Below are 15932 nucleotides of genomic sequence, written 5' to 3' on the forward strand. Positions count from 1 at the left end.
CGAAACACTGCACCATGGTTAATTTGCCGTCAATCATCCTAAGGTCGAAGCGCGGCCGCGCCCCGGCCGGATCTTACTGGGCCGCCTCGCGACGGACCCGCACGGCATCGGCCATGCGGCGATCGAGCATGCGGCAGATGCCGAGCCACCAGCGATATTGCTCGCGGTCGCCGGCGAAGAAGGCGGTTTCGGCATTTTCGCGCGCCGCCTCGGCGGCACCGAGGCCATGCGCGGCAAAGTGGTGCAGCGCGGCGCGCAGCATGCGATCGTCGTTGGGGGTGCGGACGTTGTCGTTGGCCGCCGGCAGAAGCGCGGCACGACCCAGGACGTGGTCCACGCAGCTATCCCCGCGACGGGCTGCTGCGAAACGAATGGTCATTAGGGCGCGAACTCCGGAAAACTCTTGCCGTCGTTCTAGTCCCCAGCGCCTAAGCCTTGGTGTTGGCCTATGGTTGCCAAAGCGTTTGCCATATTATCTGGGCACTTGCCGGGACGAGCCGGATCGCCCGCACGATAGGCTGCGCGGGGGGCGGTCAGGCGCCCGGCTGAGCGATCCAGCGGCCGCTCTGCTGGTATTCGGGAAGCACGCCGGTCGAGGTGGGCAGGTCGTCGCCGCGATAGAGGGCATCGCCGCCACGGCGCTGCAGTTCGGCCGAATAGACCGGCGGCGGGGCCGCCTTGGTCGCGGCGGCGATCGTGCCGCCCGGCAGGTAGGCATTGCTCTGCGCGGCCTTGAGGCCGGCATCGTAGGCGCGCTGGATCGCGACGGGGTCCGGCGCCGCTTCGACCGCGCCGGGCGTGGCGGCCCGCGCATGCGGCGCAGCCACCGGCTCGCCGCCCAGATAGGTGAAGCGGAAGGTCGCCGGCGCGCCGGCGGCGCCACCGAAGCGATAGAAGCGATGCGCGCCGATCGTGCCGAGATAGTTGAGGCTGGGCGCCCAATAGGGATGTACGGCGACCGTATGGTAATGCGTGGCCAGGCCGACGGGCGCATAGACGAAGCCCGACAGCGCCGCGCGTGCCACGTTCTCGGCGCGCAGCCAGAACATCCGGTTGGGCACGCGCGCCAGGGCGCCGTCGCAGGTGAAGGAGAACTGGCAGCCGGTGTTGCGCTCCGAGCCCTGGAAGACCACCCCGCAGACGGTCTTGGGATAGGACGGATGGGCGACGCGGTTAAGCACGACTTGGGCCACGGCGCGCTGACCGGCGTCGGGCTCGCTCGCCGCTTCGTAGTAGATCGCCGCGCTCAGGCACTGCAGCGCGCGGCTGCGATCGACGCCGCTGTTGTCGATGCGCATCGCACGGGCCGCGGGGCCCACGGCCACTTCGGTCGGTGCCGGTTCGGCATCGGAGTGCACGCCTTCGCCCAGCGCCGGCGGCGCGGCATCGTTCGCCAGGTAATAGAAAGCCGCGCCGGGGAAGCTGTCGCCGGGGCGCTCGAAGGGCATCGGTGCGACCTGGTTTCCGACTTGGCCGGTGGCGCCGATCTCGCTGCCCCAGTTGGCGGGGCTCCATTCGGGCGGGGCGGCGAAGGCGGGAAGCGCGACTGCGGCCAGAAGAATCAGCGCCCGCCGGCCATAGTGCCGCGGTGCCTTGGCCGCGCGCAGGCTGCGCACCCGAGCACGCCGTATCCGCGCGGAGAAGTCGCGCGGCGCGGGCTCTCCGGTGAACAGGGTGTTGGGGATGGAAATCGCGGTCATCGGCCTCGCTGTCGCTACGCGCATCCTGCCCGTACCGTGTCGCGCCGCGCTCCGCAGCCGGCGAATCCCGGCCGTGCCGAAGCGGCACAGCTTCGGCGCTTACTCTTAATCCCTTAAGGAACAGGTCTCGGCCGCTGCCGTCCGACAAAAGAAAGCCCCTCCGCCGCCAAAGCGGGGAGGGGCGCGACCCGACGACCGCTGACGGACGTCAGAGATCGGGGAAAAGTCTGGTCTTGTGCGGCTCGGTCGGCTCCAGGCCCATCGCCTTGCGCATCTTGCGATGCAGGTCGAACAACAGGGAACCGGTGGCGAATTCGCCCTCGCGGCCGAACGTGCGGCGGCGATAGGGTGCAAGCTTGCCAAAGGACATGGTCTCACTCCTGTTTCGTCGCTGCGACCCCTTCTCGGCGCGGCGGGGGGTGGGGTGGGGATGCGCCGGAGAAGGGGCCGTCGGATATATAACGTCGGGATGGGAGAAGGGTTCCGGAGAACCCCACTCCGCGCCTTCGGTCAGTCTCAGAAGGCGAACGCTGCGCCGATGGAAACCTGAGCTTCGTCTTCGCCGCGGCCCCACTTGCCGCGGCCCGAAAAGAAGGCCGACCACGGCCCCTGCTGCATCGAGACGCGCAATTCGCCGAAGGCGGCATCGCGTTCGGTATTGACCAGCGGCAAGGTCACGCTGCCCATCGTGTGCTGCGCCGAAGCGAGCCGCACCGTGGTGGTCTCGTCGCGCCGCTCGTCCTCGAAGGCATAGCCCGCGCGGATCGCCGGGCGCAGCGCGCCGAACTTGACCGCGAGCTCGCCGCCGACACTCGCGGTCAGCTTGTGGAAGCTGCGCGCCTGGAAGGCGAGATTCGAGACCGAGGCGCCGCTCTCGGTGTAGCCGGGCAGGTCGACGTCGACGTAGTCGACCGTGCCGAACGGCGCGAAGCTGGCCGCACCGCCGAGCGCGAAGGTCCAGCCAAGCTCGCCGCTCGCGGCCCAGCCCCGGCCCTTGCTGCGGCCTTCGGCGGTCTGGCCATAGGCAGAGGCGCGGCGGAGCTTGAACTTGGCGTCGCCGAGCCAGGCGCCCGAGGCCTGGGCATAGAGGCCCGAGGGCAGTTCGAGCGCGGCATAGCCGCCGACGGTCCAGGCCTTGACGTCGAGCGGCACGCCCGGCGCGAACGAACCCTGGAGATCGCGATAGCCCGCGGTCACGCCGAACCGGAAGCTGTCGCCCACGGGCAGGTCGAGGCCGAAGGTCATGCCCAGCACGTCGCCCTTGATGCCGGTGAGCGGCGCCAGGCCCGAGCCGACCCGGCTCCAGTTGGCGTCGGCCCAGAGCTGCAGCTTGCGCCCGTTCTCGGGCGCCCAGCCGCGCTGGGCGTTGAGGAAGCGCATGGCCGGGCCCGTGGTGCTGGCGCCGAGCCCCGTCAGCGCCGCGCGCGTGCCGTAGAGCACCGCGGGGGCCGTGGCGTTGAGCGCCGCCAGCGCCATCGGATCGACATAGGTCGGCAGGGTCAGGCGATAGACGAGCATGACGCTGTCGTTGTTGCCCGAGCCGTCGAGCGCGCCCGATGTTCCGGGCGTGCCGTTGAACTGGATGTTCGTGCCCTGGAAGTCGTTGTCGTTGCCGACGAACAGGAAGAAGTCCTGCGGCGCGTTCTCTTCGAGCACGGGCGCAAGCGCCATCGCCTCGATCTTCTCGCTGATGGTCGTCGGGGTCGAGACGGGCAGGCGCGTGATGTTCATGCCGACGCGCGAGAGCTGCACGGGGTTGAGCATGTTGATCAGCTCGACCTGCTGCACGGAGACGATCGAGGGCACCAGCGTGCCGTTGGTCGCGACGGGGGTGGTGCCGGTCTCGTAGGTCGTGCCCGCGAGATTGGTCGCGCCCTTGGTGTCGACCAGCAGGATCGACTTGTAGACCGGCGTCGTCGAGGTCGAGGCGTTCGCCGCCACGCCGCGGCCCAGGCCGTCGCGCGCGAGGACGAGGAACTGGCTGTCGTTGAGCGCCAGCATTTCCGACTGCGCGGCCGTTCGGTCCGCAGCGCCGCCCGAGCCGTTGTTGTTGAAAATGGGCAGCTGCAGGACGTAGTGGCCGATCGGCTGGGTCGGGGTGGCGTTGGTGCTGACATCGTAGACCAGGATGCGCGTGTTGTTGCGCGTCTGCTGGTTCGCGCCGTTGGTGTCCTGCACCGTCGCCGACTGCTGGATCACGGCCAGCTTCTTGTTGTCCGGGGTCAGCGCCATGGCCTCGAGGCCCTGGTTGTTGCGGCGGCCGGTCACGCCCGGATTGGTGCTGTTGAAGTCGATCGCTCCGGCCGCGTTGCGCGGCAGCATCGCGTTGACCGTCTGGATCGCGCCGATCTGCTTGCCGGTCGCATCGAAGTAATAGATGCCATCGGCATATTCGTCCGAGACGTAGAAGGTGCCGTCGGGCCGGAAGGCGATCGCCTCGGCATCGAGTGCGATGTGGCCGGCGGCGGTGCCGTCGGTCGCGAGCGGGTAGACGATGCCGCCGCGCGTGACGGTATTCGCGCCCGGATCGCGGCCGGTCATGTAGGAGCCCGTCGTGTCGGTCAGCACGAAGCCGCCGGTCGGCGTGATCGTCACCTGGCTCTGCGACGCGGTCGACTGCGGCAGCGCGGCCGAGCCGGCGGCGAGCGGCTTGAAGGTGATGTTCGAGGTGTGGACGCGGTTGCGATAGTCGATCGCGCCGTCGAACGGTCCGCGGTCGGGCAGGGTGTAGATGCCGCCGGCATAGGAGCCGTCGGCATTGCGCCGCCAGGACTTGAGGTCGATCGCCATGCCCGAGAAGCTGCCCAGCGTCTCGTTGCGGAAGTCGCGCGTGTTGGCATCGAGACGGCCCGCGCCCTGCAGCCCCTTGTTCGAGAAGGTCACGCCGCCGAGCACGACGTCGACCTGGCCCGCGGCGCTGGTCACGTTGGCCGTCGTCGACTGGCGCGACTGCGCCAGGGCCGGCGAGGTGGTTGCCAGCCCGAGTCCGATGGCCACGAGCGATGCCTGCGTTCTGAACGCGAAAAGTTTCATGATGGAGTCCCCCTGTTAAACGCCGTCCGTGCGGCTAGGGGAGCGATGTTGCGGTCTCGGGTCGGAAAGTTGACCGTGGTGTGACTGGCGACGTTCCAGGCGCGGTGTCGTCGCGCGTTCGGGTGAAGATCCCCGGTGGCGCCGTCGGCAAGCGGAACCGGTTGCATCCTTCCGAACGCTTCCCACATTCGCCATGACCGGCCGCGAAGGTCCCGCCGCCCGCTTGCCTTGCTCGAACAAATCTGGAACAAACCGCTCCCATGAGTCTGACCCACATCACCGTGCGCGGCGCGCGCGAGCATAATCTCAAGGGCGTGGACGTATCGCTCCCGCGCGAGAAGCTGATCGTCATCACCGGGCTCTCGGGCTCGGGCAAGTCGAGCCTCGCCTTCGATACGATCTATGCCGAGGGGCAGCGCCGCTACGTCGAGAGCCTGAGCGCCTATGCGCGCCAGTTCCTCGAGATGATGCAGAAGCCCGACGTCGAGCATATCGACGGGCTGAGCCCGGCGATCTCGATCGAGCAGAAGACCACGAGCCGCAACCCGCGCTCGACCGTGGCGACGGTGACCGAGATCTACGACTACATGCGCCTGCTCTGGGCGCGCGTCGGCGTGCCCTATTCGCCCGCCACCGGCCTGCCGATCGAGGCGCAGACCGTGTCGCACATGGTCGATCGCGTCATGGCCCTGCCCGAGGGCACGCGGCTCTATCTGCTCGCGCCCGTCGTCCGCCAGCGCAAGGGCGAGTACCGCAAGGAGCTGCTCGAGTGGCAGAAGGCCGGCTACACGCGCGTGCGCATCGACGGCGAGATGGTCGAGATCGACGCGGCACCGGCGCTCGACAAGAAGTACAAGCACGACATCGAGGTGGTGATCGATCGCCTCGCCGTGCGCGAGGGCATCGAGACGCGGCTGGCCGACAGCTTCGAGCAGGCGCTCAAGCTGGCCGACGGGCTCGCCTATGTCGATCTGGCTGACGGTGTCGTGCCCGGTCGCGAGGAGGAAGCGGCACAGCAGGGCCCAAATGTGACTGGAGGGGCGATGAAAGGCGCAGGCCTCGCCGCGAACCGCATCGTCTTCTCCGAAAAGTTCGCTTGCCCGGTCTCGGGCTTCACCCTGGAATCGGTCGAGCCGCGGCTGTTCTCGTTCAACGCGCCGATGGGCGCCTGTCCGGCCTGCGACGGCCTCGGCGAAAAGCTGCTGTTCGATCCGCAACTCGTCGTGCCGAACGAGGCGCTGACGCTCAAGCAGGGCGCGGTCGTGCCCTGGGCCAAGTCGAACCCGCCGAGCCCCTATTACATGCAGGTGCTCTCCAGCCTGGCCAAGGCCTATGGCTTCGACCTGACCACGCCCTGGCAGGACCTGCCGGGCGAGGTGAAGCTGATCATCCTCCACGGCACGGGCGGCAAGAAGGTCCCGCTGACCTTCGTCGACGGCAAGAAGAGCTATACGGTCGACAAGGCCTTCGAGGGCGTGATCGGCAATCTCAACCGCCGCCTGCTCCAGACCGAGAGCGCCTGGATGCGCGAGGAACTGAGCAAGTACCAGACCGCGCAGCCCTGCGAGACCTGCGACGGCAAGCGTCTCAAGCCTGAGGCATTGTCGGTCAAGGTCGCGGGCGAGGACATCGCCTTCGGCACGCGGCTGTCGGTGTCCGATGCCTATGGCTGGTTCTCCGAGCTCGAAGCCAAGCTCAACCCGACCCAGCAGCAGATCGCCAAGGCCATCCTCAAGGAAATCAACGAACGCCTTGGATTCCTGAACAATGTCGGGCTCGACTATCTGAACCTCGACCGGACTTCAGGTACGCTGTCGGGCGGTGAGAGCCAGCGTATCCGCCTCGCCAGCCAGATCGGTTCGGGCCTTTCGGGCGTGCTCTACGTTCTCGACGAGCCGTCGATCGGTCTGCACCAGCGCGACAACGATCGCCTGCTCGAAACGCTCAAGCGCCTGCGCGATCTCGGCAATACGGTGATCGTCGTCGAGCATGACGAGGACGCGATCCGCATGGCCGATCACGTCGTCGACCTCGGCCCCGGCGCGGGCGTCCACGGCGGCGAGATCGTCGCCGAAGGCACGCTCGACGATATCCTGAACAACCCCAACAGCCTCACCGGCCAGTACCTGACCGGTGCGCGGCGGATCGAGGTTCCCGAAAAGCGCCGCAAGGGCAACAAGAAGAAGATCACGGTCGAGGGCGCGCGCGCCAACAACCTCAAGAACGTGACCGCGAGCATTCCACTCGGCACCTTCTGCTGCATCACGGGCGTTTCGGGCTCGGGCAAGTCGAGCTTCACGATCGACACGCTCTACGCCGGCGCCGCGCGCACGCTCAACGGCGCGCGCGTGATCGCGGGGGCGCACGACCGGATCACCGGGCTCGAGCATTGCGACAAGGTGATCGAGATCGACCAGTCGCCGATCGGCCGGACCCCGCGTTCGAACCCCGCCACTTACACGGGCGCCTTCACCCAGATTCGCGACTGGTTCGCGGGGCTCCCCGAGAGCCTGGCGCGCGGCTACAAGCCCGGGCGCTTCAGCTTCAACGTCAAGGGCGGCCGTTGCGAGGTGTGCCAGGGTGACGGCCTGATCAAGATCGAGATGCACTTCCTGCCCGACGTCTACGTCACCTGCGAGGAGTGCCACGGCAAGCGCTACAACCGCGAGACGCTCGAGGTGAAGTTCAAGGGCCTGTCGATCGCCGACGTGCTCGACATGACGGTCGAGGATGCCGAGGCGTTCTTCAAGGCCGTGCCGCCGATCCGCGACAAGATGGCGATGCTCGTCGAAGTCGGCCTCGGTTACGTCAAGGTCGGCCAGCAGGCGACGACCCTGTCGGGCGGCGAGGCGCAGCGGGTCAAGCTCGCCAAGGAGCTCAGCCGTCGCTCGACGGGGCAGACGCTCTACATCCTCGACGAGCCGACCACGGGTCTCCACTTCGAGGACGTGCGCAAGCTGCTCGAAGTGCTCCACCGGCTGGTCGATCAGGGCAATTCAGTGGTGGTGATCGAGCACAACCTCGACGTCATCAAGACCGCCGACTGGCTCGTCGATCTTGGCCCCGAGGGCGGCGTGCGCGGCGGCGAGATCGTCGCCGAGGGCACCCCCGAGCAGGTCGCGGCCAACCCGCGCTCGTTCACCGGGCATTATCTGGCACCGCTGCTCGAGCGCGCGAAGGAGAGCGTCGCGGCGGAGTAGGGATCCTCCCCGGCACGGGGAGGGGGACCAGCCGCAGGCTGGTGGAGGGGGCTCGCCTCCAACCGCCGGGTTTGCCGACGGCCCCCTCCACCACGCCGCTTCGCGTCGCGGTCCCCCTCCCCGTACCGGGGAGGATAGCGTGCACTATCCCTCTTGCCTCTGCCTTGCCGATTGCGCATCCTCGCGGCGAATAACGACGAGCGGATAACCGCAGGCGTTCGCCACCGCAGGGAGAGCATCGCCGTGAATCCATTCCACCTGACCCGTCGTTCTGCGCTCGCCGCATTCGGCGCCACGACCGCCGCCGGCCTCGCACCCAACATCGCACTGGCCGCCACCGCCGCACGCCCCTGGCTCGCCACCCCGCCGCAGCTCCGGGCCGAGGCGATCCTGCGCCAGCTTCTGCAGGACCCCGCGCTCAAGGCGCTCCAGGCGACGATCCGCGCCAAGCTCGCCGCCAGCCCGCGCGCCCAGACGCTGCCCGATGCCGCGCGGCTGGTCGATCACGCGCTCGCGCAGTGGACCAATTCGCTGATCTTCGGCGAGCTCGACAAGGACCTCGCGCGGCCGGGCTTCCTCTGGGGCACCGACGACACCCCGCGCGAGTGGAACGGCTACCGGCTCGGCGGCGTCGGCACCTCGGGCGACAATCCCGACGCGATCTACCGCACCGCTTCGATCGCCGGCGGCGGTCGCTACGAGATCCTCGGCCAGTACCACCCCGACAGCCGCCCGACCCAGGTGCTGATCGAGATCCACACCGCGGACAAGGCGCGGCCCAGCACGATGATGACGCCCACGGCCAAGGGCGGCACGAAGGCGCCGGATCCGCAGGCGCAGTCGCAGATCAACCAGGACGCCTTCGTCGTCGACGCCCAGGGCCGCTTCCGCATCACTCTGGCGAGCGACGCGGGCGCGGGCCCAGGAAACGAAAATTGGGCGAGCCCCAATCACCTGGTCATCCCCGCCTCGGGCCCGGTGGCGATCGGCGTGCGCGACATCCTGTCGGACTGGAAGCAGCGCGCTTCGGGTCTCACCGTGAGGCGGCTTGACCCGGTGGCCGATGCGCCCGCGTTCGGCCTCGCCCAGGTCCGCGAACTCGCGCTGCGCGATCTCGAGGCCTATGTCGATTTCTGGTCGAAGTTCCCCGACATCTGGTTCGGCGGGCTCGGGCCGAACAAGCATTCGGCGCCGCAGCAGCGCCCCGGCGGCTGGGGTTTCGTCGCCGGCCTCAACTTCCACCTCGCGCCCGACGAGGCGATGGTGGTCACCACCACGACGGGTGGGGCCAGGTACACGGGTTTCCAGCTCAACGACCCCTGGATGATCGCGCCCGACGCGAGGGCAAACCAGGTCTGCCTTAACGGCAGCCAGGTCACGCCCAATGCCGACGGCAGCGTGACCTACGTCATCGCGCCGAAGGACCCGGGCGCGGCCAACTGGCTCGACACCACGGGGCTGCTCGACGGCATCGGCATCCTGCGTTGGCAGGCGATCCCTGCGGACCTCAAGGGCGAGGGCCTGATCCGCGAGGTCAAGGTGATCAAGGCGAGCGAGATCGCCACGATTGCCGGTCTGCCGAGGCTCACCCCCGCGCAGCGCCGCCGGCAGTTGGCGGCGCGCAAGCCCGACTACGAGACACGCGTGCGGTAAGCGCGGGGCGGAGCGGAAAAGGAAGATCCTCCCCCATAGGGGGAGGGGGACTGCGTCGCGTAGCGACGTGGTGGAGGGGTGTCCCAGCTGACGGTTACACCCCTCCGTCAGCGCTACGCGCTGCCACCTCCCCTTGCAGGGGAGGATCGAACGAGCGAGGTCGTTCAAGTGCGGGCTTATCCACAACCGCGCGTCCAAACCCCGGAACCCCAGCCCCACCGCGACGTTAGATCGATAGGCCGGCGCGTTCCCCTGGACCCCACCCCCACCCCCGCAGCGCCGGCCACCTCATGCGCGAAAGATTCCGATGTCCTCTCCCTTCGTCCTGCTCGCCGCTGCCGGCGCGCTGCTTGCCGCCCTGTCGCCGCTTCAGGCCGCCGCGAGCGATCCGCCGGTCGCCGCGCCGATCCACGCGCGGCTCAGCGGCGGCGACGAGATTCCGCCGGCCGACGCCGACGGCGCGGGCAGCTTGGAGGCGCGGTTCAACGAAACGCTCGACCAGCTCTGCTACGTCCTCAAGGTCGATCGTATCGACCAGCCCACCGCCGCGCATATCCACGCGGGCGTTCTGGGCGAGAACGGTCCGCCGGTGGTGACTCTGCTCGCCCCGGCGAACGGCACGGCCCAGGCCTGCGCCACCTTGACCGCCGAACTCGCGATCAAGCTGAGCCAGCATCCCGAGCGCTACTATGTGAACGTGCACAATGCGGCCCATCCCAATGGCGCCGTGCGTGGGCAACTGGGGCGTTAAAAGCAGGGGGCCTGGCAGACAAAAAATACCCCGCGACGAGCGGGGAAGTCAGGGGTCCCTTTAGAGATTGTTGGCCGGTGTTCCCGCACCGGCACGGACACCCTAGTCGGTTGTGGTCACTCGCGCACATTACAAAGTGCCAATGTGGCGCGCGTGCGCGTCGGGCGATGGCTGCTATTGGCGACATGGCGGTGCGCCGAACGACCGCAACGTCGGCAAAGTCAGAGCGTTGAAACCAGCCTCGCGCTGATCGTCCCCACCCCCTCGAACACCCGCCGCGTGAACTTCCAGCCCTCGCTCGTCCGAACCAGCGTGTCTGCGTAGATCCCGCAATATTCGACGCTTTCGTCGCGCCCCTTGCGCTTGCCGACTTCGCGGATACCCGAGCGGGCCGTGGCCGTGTCGCCCCTGACCTCGATCAGCGCGGGGGCATTGTGCTGGAACACCCATTCGAGATCGGCCGAGAGCTGGGCGAGCGCCGCGCGGATCGCCTCTTGGCCCGCGAAGCGCAGGCCGAGATGCGGGATCTCCCAGACGCCGTCGGCGGTGAACAGCGCGAGCACGGGGGCCCAGTCGCCGCGGCCGGTCAGCAGCGAATAGGCGGTGATCGCACGCTGCACCTGGTAGTCGTCTTCGGGCATCGGCCTCCCCTTCGCGGCGTTTCCTACTCATCGCAAATTTGTCAGACCCCGGCTTGCGAAAATTTGGTCGCGGCCGATCCGTGTTGCCAAAGCCTCGTCCTCGCGCACAAGGTGACGGTCTCTCCCCTGGACCCTGTCACTTTCGTCACCTTCGTCACCTTATCGCCGGCTTTACAAGCCCGCGCCGCGGCCGCATTCTCCGTTGCGAGCCGCGGGGGAGAGCGCGCGATGACGACACCGGCCGAGACGGTTACCCAGTTCCTCGCGTTATGGGAGAGGCCCGGCGGGCTCGACCAGTCGGTGCGCGACCATTTCACCGCGACCACCGTATGGGAGAATGTCGGCCTCGCGCGAACCACCGGCATCGACGAGGCGATCGCGCTCAACCACCAGCTGATGGACTCGTTCGGACTGACGACGATCAAGGTCGACAATCTCGCCGTGGCGACGACGGGCAGCAAGGTGCTGACCGAGCGGATCGACCACATGGTCGCCGCCGACGGCACGGTGCTGTTCTCGGCGCCGGTCATGGGCATCTTCGAGATCGAAGGCGGCCGTATCGCCGCCTGGCGCGACTATTTCGATTCCGCCGGCGCCGCAGCGCTGATGGCGCAGGCCGGGCAGGGCTGATGTCCGTGCTGGCCGATCTCGTCACCCGGTTCGTCACGAGCTGGGAGCAGCCCGACAGCTTCCCGGCCATGGTCGACGCCTATTTCACCGACGACACCGTCTGGGACAACCACGGCGTCATCACCACCAAAGGCAAGGCCGAGGCGGTGGCCTTCTTCGAGCAGTTCACCGCGGCGACGGGGATGGCGGCAATGAAGATCGATCTGCTCGCGATCGCCGAGACGGGCGACAAGGTGCTGACCGAACGGATCGACTATATCCTGAACGCCGCGGGCGAGACGGTGATGACCGTGCCGGTGATGGGCATCTTCGAGATCGCCGACGGCAAGATCACCGCCTGGCGCGACTATTTCGATACGATCAAGGGCGCGCCGCCGGCCTGATCGGCGGCGCCCGACCACCTTTCCACGAGGGAGACATCCGATGAAGACGCGCTTGCTGCTTGCCCCCATGCTGATCGTGGCGGCCGCCGCCACCCCGCTCGCCGCCGCCCAGGCCGCGACGGTCAAGCTGACCGCTGCGCTCACCGGCGCGGGCGCCGATACCGACGGCACCGGGGCTTTCGCCGCCGACGTCGACGCCGAGGCCGGCGATTTCTGCTACACCCTGACCGTCGCCAAGATCGCCAAGCCGACGATGGCGCACGTCCACACCGGTGCCGCCGGGACCAATGGCCCGCCGGTGATCACGGTCGCCGTCACCGGCGCGAGCGACGAATGCGTCGCGGTCGAGCCCGACGTGCTCAAGGCGATCGTCGCCAACCCCGCGGGCTACTATGTCAACGTCCATACGGCCGACTTCCCCGGCGGCGCGGTCCGCGGTCAGCTCGCGACGAAGTGAGGGTTGGCGCCGTTCCTCCTCGAGCCATGCTCGGGGGGGGAAGCGCCCCAAACAGGAAGGGGCCGGCATTGCTGCCGGCCCCGCTGTCGCCTGCTTCCACCGTCCGCACGGCCCTGCTTCCCCCTTGCGGGCGATCCCGGACGATCAGGTGGCTGGCCGCGGTGATGCGTGACCGAGCACCGACGAGTGCGTTCCGCACCCATGAGGTACTGCTGCATCGTGATGCTCGTCGCATCGGGCCCGATCCTGGCGCGCGGCCTGTTGGAGCCACCCGTTCGGATCGTTTGCGCCTGTCGCCCTGGTCGGTCGTTCAGCGCCTTTCGGCGTTCCGGACCGGCAAAGCTCCTACCGGCGGTGCCAGCCGGCGATGGGCCCCGTCAGGCGGTGGTCGGGTACCGAAGCACCGTTCCGTCCGCCTGGCGGTTCCAACCCGATCGCTGCGTTCCGTCAGCTCGGCTTCCCCTTCGGGATTGCTCCCGTCGGTTGGCTTCCCTGCCGTGCCGTTCGGTCAGCTCTCAATCCTGCCGAAGCAGGCTTTCGGGCGTTCCTTTCGGGCCGCGGCGATCCGGCTAACGGTAGCGCGCCTCTCGCGGCATCTGCGGTTTGCCAGGCCCTTCGAGAGAAAGAACCAGGCGTGTTTTCCGACGCTGCTGCGGGCATCGCTGCCGTCTCTTCCGGTTTAAAAGTCTCTATCTCTTTCAGGAGTTTATTCCCGAAAGTGATGGAGGTTTTTCCCTTCCGATGACCTGAGGCTGCGCTTCATGCCCGAGTCGTGCAAGACATTTTAATGACACTTATCCACAGCCCGCCGCAAAGGCAGTGGACAGCGCTGGATAACTTTTCGGGGGTGTTCGGCCGGTGCGGCGAGCCAGGAAGCCATGTCCCTGACTCGCCGAGAAAAACTACCGGTCGCGTTGGGCCAGCAGGCGCAGACGGAGCGCGTTGAGCTTGATGAAGCCCGCCGCGTCCTTCTGGTCGTAGGCGCCCGCATCGTCCTCGAAGGTCACGTGGCGCTCGGAATAGAGGCTGTTGGGACTCTTGCGGCCGACCACCGAGGCATTGCCCTTGTAGAGCTTGAGGCGGACCGTGCCGGCGACCTTCTCCTGGCTGTGGTCGATCGCCGCCTGGAGCATCTCGCGCTCGGGGGCGAACCAGAAGCCGTTGTAGATGAGCTCTGCGTACTTGGGCATGAGCTCGTCCTTGAGGTGCGCGGCGCCGCGGTCGAGCGTGATCTGCTCGATGCCGCGGTGGGCGCGGGCATAGATCTCGCCACCGGGCGTCTCGTACATGCCGCGGCTCTTCATGCCGACGAAGCGGTTCTCGACCAGATCGAGGCGGCCGATGCCGTGCTTGCGGCCGAGTTCGTTGAGCGCGGTCAGCAGCGTGGCGGGGCTCATCGCCTCGCCGTTGAGCGCGACGCCGTCACCCTTCTCGAAGTCGATCGTGATGTATTCGGGCTGGTCGGGCGCGTCCTCGGGATTGACGGTGCGCGAGTAGACATAGTCCGGGGTCTCATCCCACGGATTTTCCAGCACCTTGCCCTCAGACGAGGTGTGCAGCAGGTTCGCGTCGGTCGAGAAGGGGCTCTCGCCGCGCTTGTCCTTGGGGACGGGGATCTGGTGCTCTTCGGCCCAGGCGATCAGCGCGGTGCGGCTGGTCAGGTCCCACTCGCGCCACGGGGCGATGACCTTGATGCTCGGTTCGAGCGCATAGGCCGACAGCTCGAAACGGACCTGGTCGTTGCCCTTGCCCGTGGCACCGTGCGCGACGGCGTCGGCGCCGGTTTCCTTGGCGATCTCGATCAGCCGCTTCGAGATCAGCGGCCGCGCGATCGAGGTGCCGAGCAGATAGTCGCCCTCGTAGCGGGCATTGGCGCGCATCATCGGGAAGACGAAGTCGCGCACGAATTCCTCGCGCAGGTCGTCGATGTAGATGTTCGCGTCGGGCAGGCCCATCAGCTTGGCCTTCGCGCGCGCGGGTTCGAGCTCCTCGCCCTGACCGAGATCGGCGGTGAAGGTCACCACCTCACAGCCGTAGGTGACCTGCAGCCACTTCAGGATGACCGAGGTGTCGAGGCCGCCCGAATAGGCGAGAACGACCTTCTTGATGTCCGACATGATGTGCAGGCTCCGAATGAATTTGCGGGGCGCCTAACAGGGTGGGGGGGGAGTCGCAACCGCTACTCGGCCGCCTCCATGCTATCAGCGCGCAGCTTCGGATCGAGATGCCACTCGGGCGCCTCCTCCAAAGCCGAAAGCCGCGCGGCCTCGTGGATGATGTAGTCGCGCGTCATCGGTACGGCGTCGCGGCGCTTTACCGACTGGACTTGGAAATTGACCATGCCCGCGCCGCGGAAGCTCTGTTCGCCGCCGACGAGGTAGAACTGCCACATGCGGAAGAAGCGCTCGTCGTAAAGCGCGACGATTTCCTTCTCGTGCAGCTTCACGCGGCGATACCACTCGGCGAGCGTATGCGCGTAGTGGTAACGCAGCACTTCGACGTCGGCGACCTCCCAGCGCGTGCGCTCCATCGCGCCCACCATCTCGCTCATCGCGGGGATGTGGTGGCCGGGGAAGATGTACTTGCGCGACCAGGGGTCGTCGCCGCCCGGCGCACCCTTGCGGCCGATCGTGTGGGTCAGCATCACACCATCGTCGGCGAGCAGGTCGCTCGTCTTGGCGAAATACTCGTCGTAGTGGCGCGCGCCGACGTGCTCGAACATGCCGACCGAGCTGATCCGGTCGAACGGACCTTGCACGTCGCGGTAGTCGATCAGCTGGAACTTGACCTTGTCGGCGGCGCCCAGCGCTTCGGCGCGCTCGTTGGCGAACTTGACCTGATCGGGCGCCAGGCTGACCCCGAGCACTTCGCAGCCGTAGTGCTTGTTGTAGAACAGCCCCATGCCGCCCCAGCCGCAGCCGATGTCCAGCACGCGCTGCGGCGTGCCGTCGGGCTTGGGCTGGAGGCGCAGCTTGGCGGCGATCAGCGCCTTCTTGTCGATTTGCGCGCGTTCGAGCGAATCCGACGGATCGCGGAAGAAGCCCATCGAATACTGGCGGTCCTCGTCGAGGAACAGCTCGTAGAACTCGCGCGTCAGGCCATAATGGTGGACGACGTTGGCGCTCGCGCGGTCGCGCCGGTTCTGCTCCCATTTGTAGGCGAGCTTGCCGAACGCCTTGCGCAGCGCGCCCTTGGGCTTGAGCTTGCCGGTATTGCCGCGGTTGGCCTGGCCCATGACGAAGAGCACGAAATCGCGCACGTCGTGCGGCGCTTCGATCACCAGGCGGCCATCGGTATAGGCCTCGCCCGCGCCCATGCGCGGATTCTTGGCGATGTGCATCGCCGCGCCCTTGTCGGTCAGGCGGACGGCGATCGTGTCGCCGCCACCGGGGCCGTATTCGTAGACCTTGCCGTCATGGTCGGTAAGAACGAGCCGACCCTCGCGGATCAGCTGGCGAAGCATCTTGTCGAGCAGCCACATAAC

Annotated in this window: 13 protein-coding genes; 6 read left to right on the top strand and 7 right to left on the bottom strand. The window is 67.6% G+C overall.

The features are described 5' to 3' along the window. Positions 1–73 precede the first annotated feature (73 nt). The 4 genes from WG901_RS16905 to WG901_RS16920 all read right to left on the bottom strand — a co-directional run bounded on the left by WG901_RS16905 (position 74) and on the right by WG901_RS16920 (position 4697). Entirely contained in the window at positions 74–337 is a 264-nt protein-coding gene (locus tag WG901_RS16905) for a hypothetical protein (protein WP_339588262.1), read from the bottom strand. A 196-nt stretch (positions 338–533) separates the two neighbouring features. Continuing rightward, positions 534–1700 carry a cell wall hydrolase gene (locus tag WG901_RS16910; RefSeq protein WP_339588263.1) on the bottom strand — a complete coding sequence of 389 codons (1167 nt, stop codon included), beginning with the start codon at positions 1698–1700 and terminating at the stop codon, positions 534–536. A gap of 208 nt (positions 1701–1908) precedes the next feature. After that, the gene (locus tag WG901_RS16915) at positions 1909–2070 is read right to left on the bottom strand and encodes a hypothetical protein (RefSeq protein WP_339588264.1); all 162 of its coding nucleotides are present in this window, start codon (positions 2068–2070) and stop codon (positions 1909–1911) included. Positions 2071–2216: 146 nt separating this feature from the next. Further along, on the bottom strand, positions 2217–4697 hold the full coding sequence (locus WG901_RS16920; RefSeq protein ID WP_339588265.1) for an esterase-like activity of phytase family protein: 2481 nt from the start codon (positions 4695–4697) through the stop codon (positions 2217–2219). 296 nt (positions 4698–4993) lie between these two features. Between WG901_RS16920 and uvrA the strand changes: the two genes are divergently transcribed. The 3 genes from uvrA to WG901_RS16935 all read left to right on the top strand — a co-directional run bounded on the left by uvrA (position 4994) and on the right by WG901_RS16935 (position 10337). Further along, the gene (uvrA, locus tag WG901_RS16925) at positions 4994–7933 is read left to right on the top strand and encodes an excinuclease ABC subunit UvrA (RefSeq protein ID WP_339588266.1); all 2940 of its coding nucleotides are present in this window, start codon (positions 4994–4996) and stop codon (positions 7931–7933) included. A 243-nt stretch (positions 7934–8176) separates the two neighbouring features. Further along, a complete protein-coding gene (locus tag WG901_RS16930; protein ID WP_339588267.1) occupies positions 8177–9586 on the top strand; it encodes a hypothetical protein in 1410 nt (469 codons plus the stop codon). Between the two features lie 307 nt (positions 9587–9893). After that, a complete protein-coding gene (locus tag WG901_RS16935) occupies positions 9894–10337 on the top strand; it encodes a CHRD domain-containing protein (protein WP_339588268.1) in 444 nt (147 codons plus the stop codon). 221 nt (positions 10338–10558) lie between these two features. Here the strand turns inward: WG901_RS16935 and WG901_RS16940 are convergent, their stop codons facing one another. After that, positions 10559–10978 carry a nuclear transport factor 2 family protein gene (locus WG901_RS16940; RefSeq protein ID WP_339588269.1) on the bottom strand — a complete coding sequence of 140 codons (420 nt, stop codon included), beginning with the start codon at positions 10976–10978 and terminating at the stop codon, positions 10559–10561. A gap of 228 nt (positions 10979–11206) precedes the next feature. On the opposite strand from WG901_RS16940, the gene WG901_RS16945 reads away from it, so the two are divergent. Genes WG901_RS16945 through WG901_RS16955 form a run of 3 tightly spaced genes read left to right on the top strand, consistent with a single transcriptional unit; the run spans position 11207 to position 12448 of the window. Continuing rightward, positions 11207–11608 carry a limonene-1,2-epoxide hydrolase family protein gene (locus WG901_RS16945; RefSeq protein ID WP_339588270.1) on the top strand — a complete coding sequence of 134 codons (402 nt, stop codon included), beginning with the start codon at positions 11207–11209 and terminating at the stop codon, positions 11606–11608. Continuing rightward, positions 11608–11991 (top strand): limonene-1,2-epoxide hydrolase family protein, encoded by a 384-nt coding sequence (locus tag WG901_RS16950; protein WP_339588271.1) that lies wholly within the window; start codon positions 11608–11610, stop codon positions 11989–11991. The genes WG901_RS16945 and WG901_RS16950 overlap by 1 nt, the downstream gene beginning before the upstream one ends. A 40-nt stretch (positions 11992–12031) precedes the next feature. Further along, the gene (locus WG901_RS16955) at positions 12032–12448 is read left to right on the top strand and encodes a CHRD domain-containing protein (RefSeq protein ID WP_339588272.1); all 417 of its coding nucleotides are present in this window, start codon (positions 12032–12034) and stop codon (positions 12446–12448) included. Positions 12449–13350: 902 nt separating this feature from the next. Here WG901_RS16955 and WG901_RS16960 read toward each other — a convergent pair. Both WG901_RS16960 and WG901_RS16965 read right to left on the bottom strand, forming a co-directional pair. Beyond that, positions 13351–14565, bottom strand: coding sequence for an argininosuccinate synthase (locus WG901_RS16960; protein WP_339588273.1), 1215 nt, complete (start codon positions 14563–14565; stop codon positions 13351–13353). Between the two features lie 62 nt (positions 14566–14627). After that, entirely contained in the window at positions 14628–15929 is a 1302-nt protein-coding gene (locus WG901_RS16965) for a cyclopropane-fatty-acyl-phospholipid synthase family protein (protein WP_339588274.1), read from the bottom strand. Positions 15930–15932 lie beyond the last annotated feature (3 nt).

The sequence above is a fragment of the Novosphingobium anseongense genome, assembly GCF_037482895.1.
In the GTDB taxonomy this organism is placed as follows: domain Bacteria; phylum Pseudomonadota; class Alphaproteobacteria; order Sphingomonadales; family Sphingomonadaceae; genus Novosphingobium; species Novosphingobium anseongense.

Bases quoted from the DNA above. Each gene is read 5' to 3' on its own strand.
- WG901_RS16950 (WP_339588271.1), top strand. From the start codon at position 11,608: ATGTCCGTGCTGGCCGATCTCGTCACCCGGTTCGTCACGAGCTGGGAG.
- WG901_RS16960 (WP_339588273.1), bottom strand. From the start codon at position 14,565: ATGTCGGACATCAAGAAGGTCGTTCTCGCCTATTCGGGCGGCCTCGAC.
- WG901_RS16945 (WP_339588270.1), top strand. From the start codon at position 11,207: ATGACGACACCGGCCGAGACGGTTACCCAGTTCCTCGCGTTATGGGAG.
- WG901_RS16935 (WP_339588268.1), top strand. From the start codon at position 9,894: ATGTCCTCTCCCTTCGTCCTGCTCGCCGCTGCCGGCGCGCTGCTTGCC.
- WG901_RS16915 (WP_339588264.1), bottom strand. From the start codon at position 2,070: ATGTCCTTTGGCAAGCTTGCACCCTATCGCCGCCGCACGTTCGGCCGC.
- WG901_RS16940 (WP_339588269.1), bottom strand. From the start codon at position 10,978: ATGCCCGAAGACGACTACCAGGTGCAGCGTGCGATCACCGCCTATTCG.
- WG901_RS16955 (WP_339588272.1), top strand. From the start codon at position 12,032: ATGAAGACGCGCTTGCTGCTTGCCCCCATGCTGATCGTGGCGGCCGCC.
- uvrA (WP_339588266.1), top strand. From the start codon at position 4,994: ATGAGTCTGACCCACATCACCGTGCGCGGCGCGCGCGAGCATAATCTC.
- WG901_RS16910 (WP_339588263.1), bottom strand. From the start codon at position 1,700: ATGACCGCGATTTCCATCCCCAACACCCTGTTCACCGGAGAGCCCGCG.
- WG901_RS16965 (WP_339588274.1), bottom strand. From the start codon at position 15,929: ATGTGGCTGCTCGACAAGATGCTTCGCCAGCTGATCCGCGAGGGTCGG.